Annotated in this window: 9 protein-coding genes and 1 pseudogene; 7 read left to right on the top strand and 3 right to left on the bottom strand. The window is 60.7% G+C overall.

What is annotated here, in order from left to right:
* Window positions 1-156 precede the first annotated feature (156 nt).
* From L2I46_RS27830 to L2I46_RS27815, 4 genes are read left to right on the top strand one after another with little or no spacing between them, the layout of a single operon-like run.
* Window positions 157-1,446, top strand: coding sequence for a site-specific integrase (locus L2I46_RS27830; RefSeq protein WP_034039555.1), 1,290 nt, complete (start codon window positions 157-159; stop codon window positions 1,444-1,446).
* Window positions 1,439-3,169 (top strand): site-specific integrase, encoded by a 1,731-nt coding sequence (locus L2I46_RS27825; protein WP_034039553.1) that lies wholly within the window; start codon window positions 1,439-1,441, stop codon window positions 3,167-3,169. Before L2I46_RS27830 ends, L2I46_RS27825 begins: the two co-directional genes overlap by 8 nt.
* The gene (locus tag L2I46_RS27820) at window positions 3,166-5,205 is read left to right on the top strand and encodes a hypothetical protein (protein WP_034039551.1); all 2,040 of its coding nucleotides are present in this window, start codon (window positions 3,166-3,168) and stop codon (window positions 5,203-5,205) included. The genes L2I46_RS27825 and L2I46_RS27820 overlap by 4 nt, the downstream gene beginning before the upstream one ends.
* Complete coding sequence (locus L2I46_RS27815) at window positions 5,186-5,650, top strand: hypothetical protein (RefSeq protein ID WP_023443007.1); 465 nt, start codon at window positions 5,186-5,188, stop codon at window positions 5,648-5,650. Before L2I46_RS27820 ends, L2I46_RS27815 begins: the two co-directional genes overlap by 20 nt.
* A gap of 67 nt (window positions 5,651-5,717) precedes the next feature.
* Here L2I46_RS27815 and L2I46_RS27810 read toward each other — a convergent pair whose 3' ends face one another.
* On the bottom strand, window positions 5,718-8,408 hold the full coding sequence (locus tag L2I46_RS27810; protein WP_058131653.1) for an AAA family ATPase: 2,691 nt from the start codon (window positions 8,406-8,408) through the stop codon (window positions 5,718-5,720).
* Window positions 8,409-8,848: 440 nt separating this feature from the next.
* Window positions 8,849-9,406, bottom strand: a complete 558-nt coding sequence (locus tag L2I46_RS27805) for a TetR/AcrR family transcriptional regulator (RefSeq protein ID WP_118842625.1) — start codon at window positions 9,404-9,406, stop codon at window positions 8,849-8,851.
* A 179-nt stretch (window positions 9,407-9,585) separates the two neighbouring features.
* Between L2I46_RS27805 and L2I46_RS27800 the strand changes: the two genes are divergently transcribed.
* From L2I46_RS27800 to L2I46_RS27790, 3 genes are read left to right on the top strand one after another with little or no spacing between them, the layout of a single operon-like run.
* Entirely contained in the window at window positions 9,586-10,749 is a 1,164-nt protein-coding gene (locus tag L2I46_RS27800) for a multidrug efflux RND transporter periplasmic adaptor subunit TMexC1 (RefSeq protein ID WP_118842626.1), read from the top strand.
* 15 nt (window positions 10,750-10,764) lie between these two features.
* Complete coding sequence (locus L2I46_RS27795) at window positions 10,765-13,899, top strand: multidrug efflux RND transporter permease subunit TMexD1 (protein WP_118842627.1); 3,135 nt, start codon at window positions 10,765-10,767, stop codon at window positions 13,897-13,899.
* A gap of 4 nt (window positions 13,900-13,903) precedes the next feature.
* Window positions 13,904-15,337: a multidrug efflux transporter outer membrane subunit TOprJ1 gene (locus L2I46_RS27790; protein ID WP_003152694.1), complete on the top strand. Its 1,434-nt coding sequence runs from the start codon at window positions 13,904-13,906 to the stop codon at window positions 15,335-15,337.
* Window positions 15,338-15,772: 435 nt separating this feature from the next.
* Here L2I46_RS27790 and L2I46_RS27785 read toward each other — a convergent pair.
* Window positions 15,773-15,941, bottom strand: a pseudogene (locus L2I46_RS27785) (DUF4158 domain-containing protein); the annotation flags it as partial.

Raw genomic sequence — 15,941 nt, 5'->3', positions numbered from 1 at the left:
TGCCGTGTTTCCTCGCGGGCAGCATAGTCTACGAGATCGTCGGCACCCAGGCCAAGCTGCGCTCCGATAAATTCGATAAGAGTAAGTTGTATAGTGCGGACGCCTAAGCTATTGAGTTCTATCTATGGACATTGTTAAGCGTCCCAGGGGCGTTGAATGGCGACGCTAGAGCGCATTCATTTCGTGCCCCATTACCTCGTGCGCAGAGAGAACGCCGTCGCATACTCCCCCAGTAGCAGCCGGCCATCCATTGAGGGCTTGCCCCAAATCTTTTGGGCAGACTATGCACCTTGGAGGGAGGCAAACCTGTGGGCAGTGGAGCGAGCAACGACTGGTGACGCTTCTCTTAAGACCGTTGCCAGTAACATGAATGGCCTTCTCAATTACGCTAAATTTCTTGAATCTCGTGATTTGCAGTGGTTCGAGTTTCCCGCTCGCAAAGCTGACCGCTGCCTGGTGCTATACCGAGGGGCGTTGATCAAGATGCGCGATGCCGGCCAGATCGGCCCATCCACGGCGTCTGAGTACATGCGCAATTGCATCATGTTCTATCGGTGGGTAAGGCATAGGGAGCTTCTTTCTCCACACGTCCAGCTGTGGCGGGAAAAACCCTACGTCGTTAAATACTTCGACCGGGTGGGGTTCGAGCGAACGATCAGCGGAACCACCACCGACCTCAGCATCCCGAACCGTAAGCGCCCAGGCCAAACGCTTGAAGATGGGCTGTTGCCAGTCTCGGAGACCGATCGCGATGCAATTCTGGATTTCGCCGCAGAGAACGCCACGCCCGAGCTCTACCTCATGTTGGCCCTTGGATTTTTTACCGGGATGCGGCTCGGCAGCATCTGTGATCTCAAGATTCAGTCTCTGGAGCGCGCCGCCCCCGACCCTTCCGCTGAAGGGCTTCTACGCCTTGCAGTTGGTCCAGGCGCAGCTCCGCCAGTGCACACGAAATTCGGTGTGACTGGCCAGGTCTGGATACCCGAAGCGTTGCGTGATGAATTGCTGGAATATGCCAAAGGCTGGCGGAGGATGGAACGAGAGGCGAAAGCCTCGCCCGAGAATCGTGATTTGCTGTTCTTGACCCGCTTTGGTAACGCCTATGGCAGGCGCGGCACCGATCAGTCATCTGCTGTGAATGTTGAGATGTCCGAGTTTCGAAAACGGGGCGTCAAAGCAGAACTACAGGTGCTCCGTAAATTCCGCTTCCATCAGTCGCGCTGCACCTTCGGTACCGAATTGGCACGTCTGGCGCTATCGGCTTGTGCCGATGTCGCTATTGTAATTGCGACGGTCAGCGACGCGTTGCTCCATGGGCCTAACTCTGAAGCCACCACCTTCAAATACATCCGATTCGTACAGGCACTGCCGATCAAACAAGCCCTCTCAAATAGCTTCATGGCGGCATTTAGCGGGATCGGCGCTGGGGCGCGGCACGATGGATAGTTCCGAATTCGACCTCACTTTCCCGATGCTTGAGTATGGGGCCACTGAAACGCCCTGGGACCTCCGGCCGCTGCTGTTTCGCGGAGGTGCAGCAGCAAAGGTGAAGCATGTGGGCCGCCAGATCGCGCAGGGCGAACTCGGCAGTCCCTTGCCGGAACGTTTCGAGCTGGTGACGCAGCTGCATGAGCACATGACTGACGACCTTGCTGGTGGCGGAAGTCGCTTCTCGGTGCAGAACAAGATCAGTGCATTGCGCCGATTCTTTGCCTGGATCGATTCAGAAAACGTGAATCTCAGTCTCGAGACGGCGGCCGACACGTTCATTCGTTGGACCGATCACTTGCTCCAGCGTCATCGAGTCGAACGCAATTTCAGCGATGGGTCCCTGTACGATCTCACCAGGCTCACGGCGACGATGCTGGACCGAGCATTGGACCGCCAAGCAAGCCTGAGCAAGAGCACACGTATTCGCAAGCCGCGCGGCAAAGGCAAGGTACATACGAGCAAAGCGGACAAGCAGAATCTGCAAAACACCTTCGCATTCGGACACCTTCTAGCTGACGTATGCGAGGCATTGACCTGGAGGGGGACAATGGCCCCCCTCCCAGTTTGTATTTCGTTACGCACCGGCCAAGTGCTGGAACTATGGTCGGGATTGCAGAGCCCCGAGAAAGTAGCGGCCCGCCGTACCAGGCCGCAAAACCAAGCGCAAATCGAAGCATCCCTGGCGGCGCGTGCCGCCCACGATGCAGATCGGACACTGCGGACCCGTTTCCCCATCGTCAATTTACGGATCGAGAGTGAATTGCTGATGTTCATCGCCCAGACCGGTCTGAACCTCCAGCAAGCACATACCCTGCGGGTTGAGCAGTTTCATTACACCAGCCACATAGACGGCTACCAGGTACGTACCTACAAAAATCGACGGGAAGGAGAAGTGCTATTCGAGATCTTTGCCAGTTATCGAGAGTGGTTCGAGCGCTATCTCGAATGGCGTTCCGAATGGTTTCCCAATGAGCCGGATGGTTTGCTCTTTCCGCTTATACGTAGCGGGGGACGAATCCTAGAAGAGGCGACGCAGTTCACGAACGTTACGCGCATCTGCCGCGAGCTTGGCATACCGATAGTGAGACCGCGAAAACTGCGCGGGACGCGCATCAACTGGTTGCTTCGGGAGTCCCAGAATCCCCAACAGGTTGCGGAGTTGGCCCAGCATACGGTGCAAACGCTGATACGCGTATATGCCGACCCCCATCCGCAGATCGCTATGGTGGAAATTACGCGCTTCCATCAGCAAACCGATCCGTCCCTTTCACCTCCTGCTCCTGGTAGATGTGTATCGGCCACACCTGAACCAGTGGGCACGATGCCGAAGAATGGTCCGCGACCCGACTGCATCAATGCTGCCGGTTGCCTGTTCTGTACCCAGCACCGGGATATCGAAAGTGAGGATCATGTGTGGTCTCTCGGTAGCTTGCGCCACCTCAAATCGCTTGAACTGGCACGCTACCGCCCATCCAGTTCGGGTAAGCACCTGACGACAGAGCATCCGGCCCTGCTGGTGATCGATCGGCTGACGGCCAAACTGCGCTTCTTCGAAGAAAGTAGCGAGGTCCGCAGGCTTTGGGTCGAAGAAGCCAGAGCGCGCATAAGTGAAGGTGACTACCACCCGGCCTGGGATGGCTTCATCCGATTGGCAGAACTGCGACAAAGATCAGCATGACGAAAAATATTCTTTCCGAACTTGGCCTCGGCATCGACTCGCCCCTAGCGATTCCTGATGCGCCGAACTACCGTCCGCCGTGCTGGCCACCGCAGCGTGATTGGCCGGTCATCATAGATGCCGCTGGCCAGGTGGTGAGCCGTTGGGGCGATGCCATTTGGCGGCTCGACCCATGGGCGGGAAAACGGCTCACTCTCAATTTCGGCGATGGCCCAGCTAAGAAATATGTCGCCGCGATCGATCCTGCGAACGCCGATTTATTGCGGACCGTAATCGGCTGGTGGCTATACGGCCCCAATGGAGCCCGTGGATACCGAGGCCTGAAAACGCGCTTCGACCAGATGCGTCGGCTGTTCGTCTTGTGCACTCAAGAAGGCATTCTCGCATCCGAACTGAGTCATTTTCCGCGCGTTGCCGACCGTCTCCCGGAGGTGCTCCAGGCTTCCCGGTCCGGTGAGTTCTTGGCATTGCTGCACGAACTGTACGAGCGGCGGGATGCGCTGGGGTTCACCTTGTTGGATCGCGCAGGGTTGGCACGCCTCGCAGCGGCCATGCCCGACCACCAGAAGCTCCAGACCCCCTATATCCCGCCCCGCATTTGGCACTATCAAATCACACGCTTGCGCGAATGCCTGGATGACTTTTTGGCGCATCGAGGCCAAGTCGAGGAGTGCTTCCGCTTCTGTCTGGCTGCCTATCGGCACAACTCTGCCAGTCTCCAAGGACAACGCAGGCCACAATCGTTCTATCCGTTTCAGTGGCCGTCGGATGGATCAAACGGAAAGTGGACTGGGCGGCAGTACTACGGCCCATTCATCGACACCGCGCATCGGTTTGGCATGGTGGAACTATTTCGTCGCTGGCTGGGAGTGAGCGACGACGAAATTCGCATTCAAACTCTGAGTCGCTACCTCAACCTCGTGAGTCGATCTGGACTGTGCTATCTGCTGAACTTCAGCCTCATGCGAGTCGAAGAGGCTTGGAACCTGCGCGCCGATTGCTTGCACATAGAACGTGATCCGCAGTTTGGCGACATCCATGTATTGTGCGGACGAACGACCAAGACGATGTCGGATTCTGAGGCACTTTGGGTGACGTCCCCGTCAGCTCAGGTGGCAGTTGAAGCCATGCGTGTGGTCGCAGACCTCCGCGCAGAATGCGACTCTCCCCCCGGCGAGGCCTCGGTGCCGGATGATCCGGCCAAGCGCTATCTGCTTGATTATTGCCTTGAACCGTGGGGAACGAAGTTCACCAAGATCAACCGCACGATTCGGCCATCGATTCCGAGCTATGCCCATGTGCTTCAGTGGTTCGACAAGCTGTTCGACCGTGAGCAATTGCGCATTACGCCGGAAGATTTCGAATTGGCTCGGTTGGTGACGCCGACGCTGACCGACGAGTTTGCGGTCGGCAAAATCTGGCCGTTGGCCTGGCATCAACTCCGACGAACCGGCGCAGTGAATATGCAGGCATCCGGGCTGGTCAGCGACGCTTCATTGCAGTTTCAGCTAAAGCACGTCGCCAGAGCGATGAGTCTCTACTACGGGCAAAACCATTCCAGGGTACGGCTGGAAGAGAAGGCCCATACCTACTACGTCCGCACCATGTACGAAACTTTGGGTAGGCAGCTGCAACAGCTGACGAGCAACCGATTCGTCAGCCCCCACGGCGAGAAGCGAAAATCTGAGATTGTCCGCCTAATCTCAGCCTCTGATGCTAAGAAAGCGATCAATCTGGCTAAGAAGGGGACGGTCACTCATCGACCGATTTTGCTGGGCATCTGCACGAGCCGTACCCCCTGTCCCTATGGGGGCATCGACAATATCGCTCGCTGCGGAGGGGGCGACTCCCCCGGAGAAACCAAACCATGTGCGGACGTTCTCTATGACCCCGAGCAACTCGACGAAGTCGAAGTGTTGGAGGCGGTATTGGATGAGCGCCTGGCCGCTGCCGAGGTAGACAGTCCGCTAAGGACTTCGTTGGAAGCCCAGAAACGTAGTGTGGAGAATTATCGCCATGTCATCCGGCAAACATGAATCCGCTGACCCGGCTAAGCGAATGAGTGCCGGCGAGCAGTATCGCGCAGCGTTCGAGCGGCTGAAGAGCAACAAGCCCGAACGACTGCCGAAGGGGACGCCCGTAAGTCAGAACAACGTTGCCAAGGAGGCCGGCAGCGACCCCTCTGCACTGAAAAAAGCTCGTTTCCCCCTACTGATCGCTGAGATCCAAAAGTACGTGGAAGGACACGCTGAGCAACGTCCGCCATCAGTGCGCCAAGTCAGCTTATTAGCCCGCAGAAAAAATCGTGGACTTCGAGAACGGATCGAGGAAATCACGCAGCAGCGTGACCACCTAGCCAGCCTACTCAGTGAGGCCGACGCCACCATTCTTGAGCTGTACGACCGTATTGCGGACTTGGAGCGCCAACTGCCGGCCTCCAATGTGCTTCCTCTTGATCCGCGAGGCCACAAAAAACTTTGAAACGGAGAGCTCGCAATATTCGAAAGAAACACAGCCATGCCCGACCAGCCCGGCATGAAACGTCGGGCTAGCCGCCGAAGAGCTTCTTGCGTTGCGCGGTCCGCTCCCGGCGTAGATTCTCGTAGGCAGTTCGGCGTTTAGTCGCGTTTTTGATTAATTCCAGGACCTGGGCGATATCGCCGAGCAACTCCTCACGCGCGGGAAGCGGTAGTTGGCGCTCGCCTGGGGTGTCGTGGGCCTCGGTAGCTTCGCAGGCCCGCGCATACACTGCCAGCAACTGCTCCCACTCCTCTGCGGGGTGGCCAATGACAGCACCAAATGCTTCTACGCTCACCACATCGCTGAACGGCTGGACGGTATTGTTCAAAAAAACCTCGCGTATGGCGCGCTCGACAGTGCCTCGGAGGCTTGAGTATCCCGATGCGATTTGCCGCTCAAGCTCATCATCCGGGTCGCTGCCGACCGGAACGTTCAGTGCTTTCGCACGACTTTCGAGATCGGCCAGGCGGGCCTTGGTGTCCATCGTCGTCCACGTCAGCCCCTCGCTCACTAGTCCCGGCGACTCGTCCCAACCGATGGTCTTGTAGCTGGCCGAGCGATCAGCGCGCTGAAGCGCCATCGCGAGCTCGGTCAGGAACACCGCATCATGGGTGAACACCAGCACTTGGCGGGTCTCAGCCAGCGCTACCAAACGCCGAGCTATGGCCCGACGATATACGTGATCCAGCGACGTAGACGGATCGTCGAAAATAACGGTCGAAGTATGTGGCAGGGATTCGAGCTCGGCGAGGAACATAGCCATCCCCAACGCGCGCTGCTCGCCCTCTGACAGCACCTTGGAGGCTTTCGCCGTGATTTCCTGCAGGCGCAGCGTGACCTTGGTCACCCCCAGCTCTGTGCGCCCGCTCAGGTCGGGTTGCACCCGTCGCTTATAGCCCAGGGCTTTCAACTCAGCATTCATAGAAGCGGCCAGAGCCTCGGTCACATGCGTCGCCGCCAGGGACGTCAGTTTGCGTGACACTGCCGCTGGGTTGAGGGCGGCATGGCAGCGGCTCAATGTGGCATGGACCTGACTGTCCTGAACAAAGCGCTCCACCGCGCCAAGCTGGTTGGCGAGGCGTTGTCGGGCTTCTAGCTCTGCCAGTTCTTGGGTCAGCGCCAAGCGTAGAGCGGGATCGGCAGAGGTCCGCAGGGTATTGGCGTCGACTCGGAGCGAAGCAGCTTTGGCGGCGAAGAGACTATCGAGGTTTGCTTCGATAGGAAGCGGTTCTGACTCGGGGGACCAGTTTCCAGTTTGCAGGGCTTGGCTAACCCAAGTATGCCGGGCGGTCCAGACCGATGCCGCTGCGGTGATGGCAGCGTGTAGGTCGGGCAGTCGCTCCTCCACGTCAGCCCGTGTTGGCACATCCAGAACGTTTAGATCGACAGCCTGCACCTTCCCTAGAGCGTTCATGCGCGCAAGCGTGGCGGCTTGCGCATCCGCCGTGGCGCTGTCGGCGACAAATGCCGCGAAACGCCGCATGCGCTCCGAGGCATCCGTTGAATAAGGTTGCTGGCAGAGTACGCAGTAAGCGTCCGGTTCCAGGTGCGGGAAGGGATGTTCAGGGTATGCCGTCTGCTGAGAGAAAGCCTCAGCGGCTCGGTACATCGTTTGCCAGAGTTCAGCTCCTGTGCCTTCCAGCAGCGTGGCGGTGGGTGAGGACGTTACCGGCAACTCCATGGCGTTCAGTGTGTCTCGATCCTGAAGACGCGCTTGCGCCAGTTGCATGGCGAGATGCGCGGTTTTTTCCGTTGTAATCAGTTCCTTTGCCCGTGCTATGGCACGATCATTCACCCAGCGCTGGACTTCCTCGGCTCGACGCTGCGCCTGGTCCAAGCGTGTCGCCAAACGTTCCAAGGCCAGCGCCTGCGGCACAGGATCGCTTTCCAGTAATGTCCGCTTCAGAAACTCCAGTCGCCGGAGTTCATCGTCACCGACCGTCCCTAATCGAGCAAGCACGGCGCGGTCCGAGTCCCCACCTAATTTGGCGATGTAGCGGCCGACTTCGGTGTCACCCTTCAGCGGTTCGAATTGCCGGGTATCCAGAGCCAAGGCATTGCGTTCGGTCCCAATCCGTGCCTGTAAATCACGCTGAAGTAGGACCAGGCGCGTCAGATGAGTGAGTCCGTAGGGCTGAAATGCAGGGGTCCCTTCCGCGTCGATGTAGTCATTGGCACAGGCCGCGTCGTAGACCGAGACCGAACTCAAATGCAAATGGGCCGGCCCGTTCTGGACCCAACGTGCGGTTTCCGGAGTGCCATCCACCAAAATGGCGAAATCTGCTGATGGCAGTCTAGCTGGGGTTGCCGCCCCAAAAGCGTCGGGCAGGACCTCCACCCGATGCCGAGCGTTGCAGGCATTCTTGAAGACGCGGGCGTAGCCGGATTTGCCGGCGCCGTTATGACCAAAGAAAATGGTCATGCCCTCCGGTGCGAGGTCAAAGGCACGACCGGACGGGAAGCCGTTTACCTGGTCTAGCCCCGAGACACCCACCAACCGCACGGTTGCGCCACTTCCGGCGCCTGGTACGTCGTCCAGCGTGAATGGCCGTGCTCCCCCCGTGGTTGCGTCTTCCCGTTCTTGCTCGCGAACCATTCGCAGAATGGTCTCGATGTCATCTTGGGTTAGTTCGGCCCGGGCAAATATCCGGCGCAGTGCTTCCTGCTGCCAGGGTCTGAGTCCGCCGGCCCACCCAATAATCTCGTCCAACAATGGCATATCCGTCTCCTTTCCAGATCCGCCGATTAAAGGCCGCGCCCAGTTGGATGGCAAGTGGCCAGCGCCTTCGAGGTGCTTCGCCGTGTTCCGTTTGCCTGCCTTCCTGACCGCCACCCTAGTGGCTTGTCCGGTCGTGACGCTACACGGGCAGAATTTCTGCATGCTGGCCAGTATCAAGCCGCTCTAAAGTCCGCTACCGGAAAGCGCTGTTTAGCGGTGAGAGACGGGGAAAGTGCGGAAGCTACTACCGACGCAAGCGATGTGGTGAGCAGTCCTCAGGTATGTGCGAAATTGCACTCCTCTTGACCACCAATTTGGGTTGGCGTTGACCACGGATTGCGTTCAACTTGACCAGGGCGTGTCACTGTCACGACCGTCAGAGAACGGCCAAAAACGGACACCGCCAACCCGTTGGAAAAAAAACTGAGCGTTGCTTTCCGTTAAGTTTGGTAGTTGCAAGCCCCGTTCAGGAAGAATTGCTCGATCAACGCCGCCATACCTGCGCGTGCGATACGGCCGCGGCGCTCGGCGTCTACCAGGCCGAAGATCAAGGAGGAGAAGATTTCGGTAAGCGCCGGGGCACCGATATCGATACGGAATACGCCCAGTTTTTGCCCGCGGAGAAAGAACTCGTCCAGCGTTTCCGAGTAAGGCAGCCATCGGCAGCCGCCTGCATCTAAATCAAACGTGTCCGGGCGCCACTGGAATGAGAGGAATACCAACAACTCCCTGTGAATCAAATGGCCTTCGATCAGACGATGCAATGCGTCCAAGGGCGCCGCCTCAAGATCGGCATCGGCAATGACCCTATAAATAACCACCGAACCATGATTCAGAAGCATCTCGATCAGGTTGTCGCGGGTGCCGCAAAACCTGTTGAGCCTCGCCTTGCTGACCCCCGCTGCCTGGGCTATTTCTTTGAACGTGGCTCGCGGGTGGTCAACGATGGCGATCGCCAGGGCCTTCAGCAATTTCTCATCGGCAGCAGTTAAATCCATCGGTCACTCTTTATCTATCGCGGGCAGATGCGGGTATTTTGCCTAGAACACTCATTTTTCTCAAAGAGGATACTAGCTTTGTTCACACCAAAATCAAATGAGTCAATATTGACTTATTTGATTTTTGCGTGGATCATGCGCGGCTTCGACTACGTACTGGCTTCGTGCTTGGGTGAGATATGAACAAATTCCGCGAATGGATCACTTTTTCCGTGATCTCCTGTTTGGTCGCCGTGACCCTGGTTGGCTGCGACAAGCCCGAAGAGCAACGGGAAGAGGCGCCAGCGCGTGAAGTCGATGTGCTCAGCGTGAAGACCGAGCCCTTCACAGTGTTCGCCGAGCTACCAGGGCGCATCGAGCCGGTGCGTGTCGCCGAGGTGCGCGCGCGGGTGGCGGGGATCGTGCTCAAGCGCACCTTCGAGGAAGGGGCCGACGTGAAGGCCGGTGACGTGCTGTTCCAGATCGACCCTGCGCCGTTCAAGGCGGCCCTGTCGCGGGCGCAAGGTGAACTGGCTCGCGCCGAGGCGCAGCTGTTCCAGGCTCAGGCGATGGTTCGCCGTTACGAACCACTGGTGAAGATCGACGCCGTCAGCCAGCAGGATTTCGACAACGCCATGGCCGCTCTGCAGAGCGCCCAGGCCGACAAGCGCTCGGCCCAGGCCAATGTCGAAACTGCCCGCCTGGACCTGGGTTATGCCGAGGTTCGCGCCCCCATCGCCGGGCGTATCGGTCGCGCCCAGGTCACCGAAGGGGCTCTGGTAGGCCAGGGCGAAGCCACGCTGCTGGCACGTATCCAGCAACTCGATCCGGTGTACGCCGACTTCACCCAGCCTGCTGCCGATGCCCTGCGCCTGCGCGCGGCAATCGCCGAGGGCAAGGTTGCCGGTGCGAGCGACCAGCCGCTGTCGCTGCGTGTCGACGGTACCGATATCGAGCGCAAGGGCACGCTGCTGTTCACCGATATCTCGGTGGATCGCAGCACCGGGCAGATCGCCCTGCGAGGCCAGTTCGACAACCCCGAGGGCGTGCTGCTGCCGGGTATGTACGTGCGTGTGCGCACGCCGCAGGGGCTCAACCAGAACGCCATCCTGGTGCCGCAACGTGCCGTGCAGCGTTCGGCTGACGGCCAGGCCAGCGTGATGCTGCTGGGCGAGGGCGATACCGTCGAGGTGCGCCAGGTCACTACTGGCGCCATGCAAGGCTCGCGCTGGCAGATCAGCGAGGGCCTGCAGGCCGGCGACAAGGTGATCACCAGCTCGCTGGCGGCTATCCGTCCGGGCGCCAAGGTCATCCCACGCGAGCAAGGCGCCGCCGAAAAAGCTCCACAGTCCCAGGCCCAGTAAGCCGGAGAACCATTCATGCCCCTGTTTTTCATCCGACGCCCCAATTTTGCCTGGGTAGTCGCCCTGTTCATCTCGCTAGGTGGCCTGCTGGTCATTCCGTTCCTGCCGGTGGCACAGTACCCCAACGTGGCGCCGCCGCAGATTACCGTGACCGCCACCTATCCCGGCGCCTCGGCGCAGGTGCTGACCGACTCGGTGACCAGCGTCATCGAGGAAGAACTCAACGGCGCCAAGAACCTGCTGTACTTCGAGTCCACCAGCAACGCCAACGGCATAGCCGAGATCACCGTCACCTTCCAGCCGGGGACCGACCCCGAACTGGCCCAGGTCGACGTGCAGAACCGTCTGAAGAAGGCCGAGGCGCGCATGCCGCAGGCCGTGCTGACCCTCGGCATCCAGACCGAGCAGGCCACCGCCGGCTTTCTGCTGATCTATTCGCTGCGCTACAAGGATGGCGACAAGAACGCCAACACCACGGCACTGGCGGACTACGCGGTACGTAACGTCAACAACGAGATTCGCCGTCTGCCCGGTGTCGGCAAGCTGCAGTTCTTCGACTCCGAAGCCGCCATGCGCGTGTGGATCGACCCGCAGAAACTGGTCGGTTACGGCCTGTCCATCGACGACGTCAACAACGCCATCCGCACCCAGAACGTGCAGGTGCCGGCCGGCGCCTTCGGCAGCACGCCGGGCTCCAGCGAGCAGGAGCTGACCGCGACGCTGACCGTCAAGGGCACCCTGGACAACCCCGAGGAATTCGCCGCCATCGTGCTGCGTGCCAACCAGGACGGCTCGCGCCTGACCCTGGGCGACGTGGCACGCATCGAGGTCGGCAGCCAGGACTACAACTTCGGCTCGCGCCAGGACGGCAAGCCCGCCGTTGCCGCCGCCGTGCAGCTGTCGCCCGGTGCCAACGCGATCCAGACCGCCGAGGCGGTCAAGCAGCGTCTGACCGAGCTGTCGGCCAACTTCCCGGACAACGTCGAGTTCTCCGTGCCGTACGACACCTCGCGCTTCGTCGACGTGGCCATCGACAAGGTCATCATGACCCTCATCGAGGCCATGGTGCTGGTGTTCCTGGTGATGTTCCTGTTCCTGCAGAACGTGCGCTACACCCTGATCCCGTCCATCGTCGTGCCGGTGTGTCTGCTTGGTACCCTGACCTTCATGTACCTGCTTGGCTTCTCGGTGAACATGATGACCATGTTCGGCATGGTGCTGGCCATCGGCATCTTGGTGGACGACGCCATCGTGGTGGTGGAGAACGTCGAGCGGATCATGGCCGAGGAAGGCCTGGCGCCGGTGCCGGCGACCATCAAGGCGATGGGGCAGGTGTCCGGGGCGATCATCGGTATCACCCTGGTTCTGTCGGCGGTGTTCCTGCCGCTGGCCTTCATGGCGGGTTCGGTGGGGGTGATCTACCAGCAGTTCTCGCTGTCGCTGGCGGTGTCGATTCTGTTCTCGGGCTTTCTCGCGCTGACCTTCACCCCGGCGCTGTGCGCCACGCTGCTCAAGCCGATTCCTGTAGGCCATCACGAGAAGACTGGCTTCTTCGGCTGGTTCAACCGCAAGTTCACCAGCCTGACCAGCCGCTACACGAAGCTCAACGACAAGCTGGTGCCGCGAGCCGGGAGGGTGATGTTCATCTACCTGGGCGTGGTGGTGCTGATGGGCTTTCTCTACATGCGCCTGCCGGAATCCTTCGTGCCGGTGGAAGACCAGGGTTACATGATCGTCGACATCCAGCTGCCGCCCGGCGCCACCCGTGAGCGTACCTCGGCCGCTGGTGGAGAGCTGGAGTCATTTCTGATGGCCCGCGAGGCCGTGCAGACGACCTTCCTGGTGCTTGGCTTCAGCTTCTCCGGCATGGGCGAGAACGCGGCCATTGCCTTCCCGCTGCTCAAGGACTGGTCCGAGCGAGATTCTTCGCAGTCGCCGGAAGCCGAGTCGGCTGCGGTCAACCAGCACTTCGCCAACCTCGATGACGGCGCGATCATGGCGGTGCCGCCACCGCCGGTCGAAGGCCTGGGCAACTCGGGTGGTTTCGCCCTGCGCCTGCAGGACCGCGCCGGCCTTGGCCGCGATGCCCTGTTGGCAGCGCGCGATGAAGTGCTGGGCAAGGTCAACGGCAATCCGAAGTTCCTCTACGCCATGATGGAAGGTCTGGCCGAGGCGCCGCAGCTGCGCCTGGTGATCGACCGTGAGCAGGCGCGCACGCTGGGAGTCAGCTTCGAAGCGATCAGCAGCGCGCTGTCCACTGCGTTCGGCTCGTCGGTGATCAACGACTTCGCCAACGCCGGCCGCCAGCAGCGCGTGGTGGTACAGGCCGAACAGGCCGAGCGCATGACACCGGAAAGCGTCCTGCGCCTGCATGTGCCCAACGACAGCGGCAGCCTGGTACCGCTGAGTGCTTTCGTCACCACGAGCTGGGAAGAAGGCCCGGTGCAGGTCGCGCGTTACAACGGTTACCCGTCGATCCGCATTGCCGGTGACGCCGCGCCCGGCGTGAGCACTGGCGAGGCGATGCTCGAACTGGAGCGCATCGCTGCCGAGCTGCCCGAAGGTATCGGTTACGAGTGGACCGGGCTGTCGTATCAGGAGCGGGTCGCCAGCGGGCAGGCGACGATGCTGTTCGCCCTGGCCATCACCGTGGTGTTCCTGCTGCTGGTGGCGCTCTACGAGAGCTGGGCGATCCCGCTGACGGTGATGCTGATCGTGCCGGTCGGCGCACTCGGCGCGGTACTGGCGGTGACTGCTATCGGCCTGCCCAACGACGTGTACTTCAAGGTCGGCCTGATCACCGTGATCGGCCTGGCGGCGAAGAACGCCATTCTCATCGTCGAGTTCGCCAAGGACCTGTGGGAAGACGGCTACTCGCTGCGCGATGCTGCTGTCGAAGCCGCGCGCCTGCGTTTCCGCCCGATCATCATGACCTCCATGGCGTTCATGCTCGGCGTGGTGCCGCTGGCCATCGCCACTGGCGCCGGCGCTGCGAGCCAGCGCGCACTGGGCACCGGGGTGCTGGGCGGGATGCTCAGCGCGACCATGCTCGGGGTGATCTTCGTGCCGATCTTCTTCGTCTGGGTGCTGTCGCTGCTGCGCACCAAACCTCAGCAAACCGACAACCATCCCCTGCATAAAGCGGAGTAATGCGATGACCTCTCACTTCATGCTCCGTCGCGCTCTGCTGCCCCTGGCCATCGCCGCCCTGGCGGGTTGTTCGCTGGCCCCGACCTACGAGCGCCCGCAGGCACCGGTCGCGTCGCACTGGCAAGCCGCCGACGCGGAGGGCGCCCGTGCCCAGGCGCTGGACTGGCAGACCTTCATCGTCGATGCCGACTTGCGCCGCGCGGTGGATACGGCGCTGAGCAACAACCGCAGCCTGCGCCAGGCGCTGCTGGATATCGAAGCTGCGCGTGCCCAGTACCGCATCCAGCGTGCTGATCGCCTGCCTTCGATCAACGCCAATGCCAGCGGCAACCGCCAGCGCCTGCCTGCCGATCTGTCGCAGACCGGGCGCTCGGAAGTGACCAGCAACTATCAGGTCGGCCTCGGCCTCGCGGAGTACGAAGTCGACCTGTTCGGCCGCGTGCGCAACCTCTCCGAGGCCGCGCTGGAGACCTACCTGGCGACCGAGGAGGCGACCCGTGCCACGCAGATCAGCCTGGTTGCCGAGGTCATCCAGGCCTACCTGACCCGCGATGGTGCGCTACGCCGCATGGCCCTGGTCGAACAAACCCTGGACAGCCGCATGGCCTCGCTGGAGCTGGTCAGCCAGCGCCGTGCAGCGGGGGCCGCCACCGCCCTGGATTACCAGGAAGCGGTCGGCCTTGCCGAACAGGCTAGGGCCGAGCGCGAGAGCACCGAACGCCAGTTACGCCAGGCGGACAACGCCCTGGTCCTGTTGCTCGGCACGCCAGATGCCGCTCGCCTGCTGCCCGCGACGCCCCGCGACGACCTGATGGTGCTGCAGGACATCGCCCCCGGCACCAGCTCGGAACTGATCGAACGGCGCCCGGACATTCTCGCCAGCGAGCACCGCCTCAAGGCGCGCAATGCCGATATCGGTGCAGCTCGCGCCGCGTTCTTTCCCCGGATCAGCCTGACCGGTTCGGTGGGCAGCTCCAGTGCCGAGTTGTCCGGATTGTTCGATGGCGGCTCGCGGGCCTGGAGCTTTGCCCCGACGCTGTCGCTGCCGATCTTCGCCGGTGGCCGCAACCGCGCCAACCTGGACCTCGCCGAAGTGCGCCAGGACGCGGCGGTGGCCGACTACGAAGGCACCATCCAGACCGCCTTCCGCGAAGTGGCCGATGCCCTGGCCGCCACCGACACCCTGCGCCGCGAGGAGGCTGCCCGCCAGGCTCTGGCCGGTTCCAGCGAGGCTGCGATGGCCCTGGCTAAGGCGCGTTACGAGGGCGGCGTGGACGACTACCTGCGTTATCTTGACGCCCAGCGCAGCACCTTTAGCAACCAGACCACACTAATTCAAATCAGCACGGAACGGCAGATTGCGCTGGTTGACCTGTTCAGGTCTCTGGGCGGTGGCTGGGGCCAAACTGAACCGATGGCCGGGATCGGCGCTGAGTGAGCAAAGCCAGGAGTCCTGCATCCGAAGACCGGACTCTGGCTCCATCACCGGTGAGCTACTGGTCATCGACGGGGCAATCGTCTGATCGAGAATAAGACTGTCTGACGACTGGCAGGCCTATGGATTATTGGTGGCAGCAGCTAACGGCTCTATAAAGAGCTGCAAAAAATCACTGTAACGCATGATTGACTGACTGCTTCTGGCCGGTTTCTGCCTGTTGCGTCTCTGCTGCCCACTGGCCAAGTCGGATGCACGCGGTGGTCAGTACCAATGCAATTGACTGGTCAAATGGGTGCAATTGCGCAGGTATGGACTTCAAGCCCCAATTTCCTGGAAAAGAGGTTCTTTCTATGGACATCCGACATCAGAGATTGAGTAGCGGAATGTCTGAGCTGAAGTCATGTCCATGGCTGTTCTTCTTTCCTTTACATCGATGACCTCTGCAGGGATCAGTTCGCCTGGAGCCAGCACCCGGCCGGGATAGCGCAGGACACACAATTGCAGGGCGAAGCCGAACCTGTTGTGAGCGCGCCGACGCAGCCTGATATGCCCAAGGTCTTCATCACTCAGCGTATAGTGCTTGAGCAAATCCGTCTGTGAAGTC

The organism is Klebsiella sp. 2019SCSN059 (genome assembly GCF_021739525.1).
Taxonomy (GTDB): domain Bacteria; phylum Pseudomonadota; class Gammaproteobacteria; order Enterobacterales; family Enterobacteriaceae; genus Klebsiella; species Klebsiella quasipneumoniae.
This window is presented reverse-complemented; position numbering and strand designations above follow the sequence as displayed.

Coding starts and splice junctions, on each gene's coding strand:
- L2I46_RS27830 (WP_034039555.1), top strand. CDS start 157: ATGGCGACGCTAGAGCGCATTCATTTCGTGCCCCATTACCTCGTGCGC.
- L2I46_RS27825 (WP_034039553.1), top strand. CDS start 1,439: ATGGATAGTTCCGAATTCGACCTCACTTTCCCGATGCTTGAGTATGGG.
- L2I46_RS27805 (WP_118842625.1), bottom strand. CDS start 9,406: ATGGATTTAACTGCTGCCGATGAGAAATTGCTGAAGGCCCTGGCGATC.
- L2I46_RS27815 (WP_023443007.1), top strand. CDS start 5,186: ATGTCATCCGGCAAACATGAATCCGCTGACCCGGCTAAGCGAATGAGT.
- L2I46_RS27810 (WP_058131653.1), bottom strand. CDS start 8,408: ATGCCATTGTTGGACGAGATTATTGGGTGGGCCGGCGGACTCAGACCC.
- L2I46_RS27790 (WP_003152694.1), top strand. CDS start 13,904: ATGACCTCTCACTTCATGCTCCGTCGCGCTCTGCTGCCCCTGGCCATC.
- L2I46_RS27795 (WP_118842627.1), top strand. CDS start 10,765: ATGCCCCTGTTTTTCATCCGACGCCCCAATTTTGCCTGGGTAGTCGCC.
- L2I46_RS27800 (WP_118842626.1), top strand. CDS start 9,586: ATGAACAAATTCCGCGAATGGATCACTTTTTCCGTGATCTCCTGTTTG.
- L2I46_RS27820 (WP_034039551.1), top strand. CDS start 3,166: ATGACGAAAAATATTCTTTCCGAACTTGGCCTCGGCATCGACTCGCCC.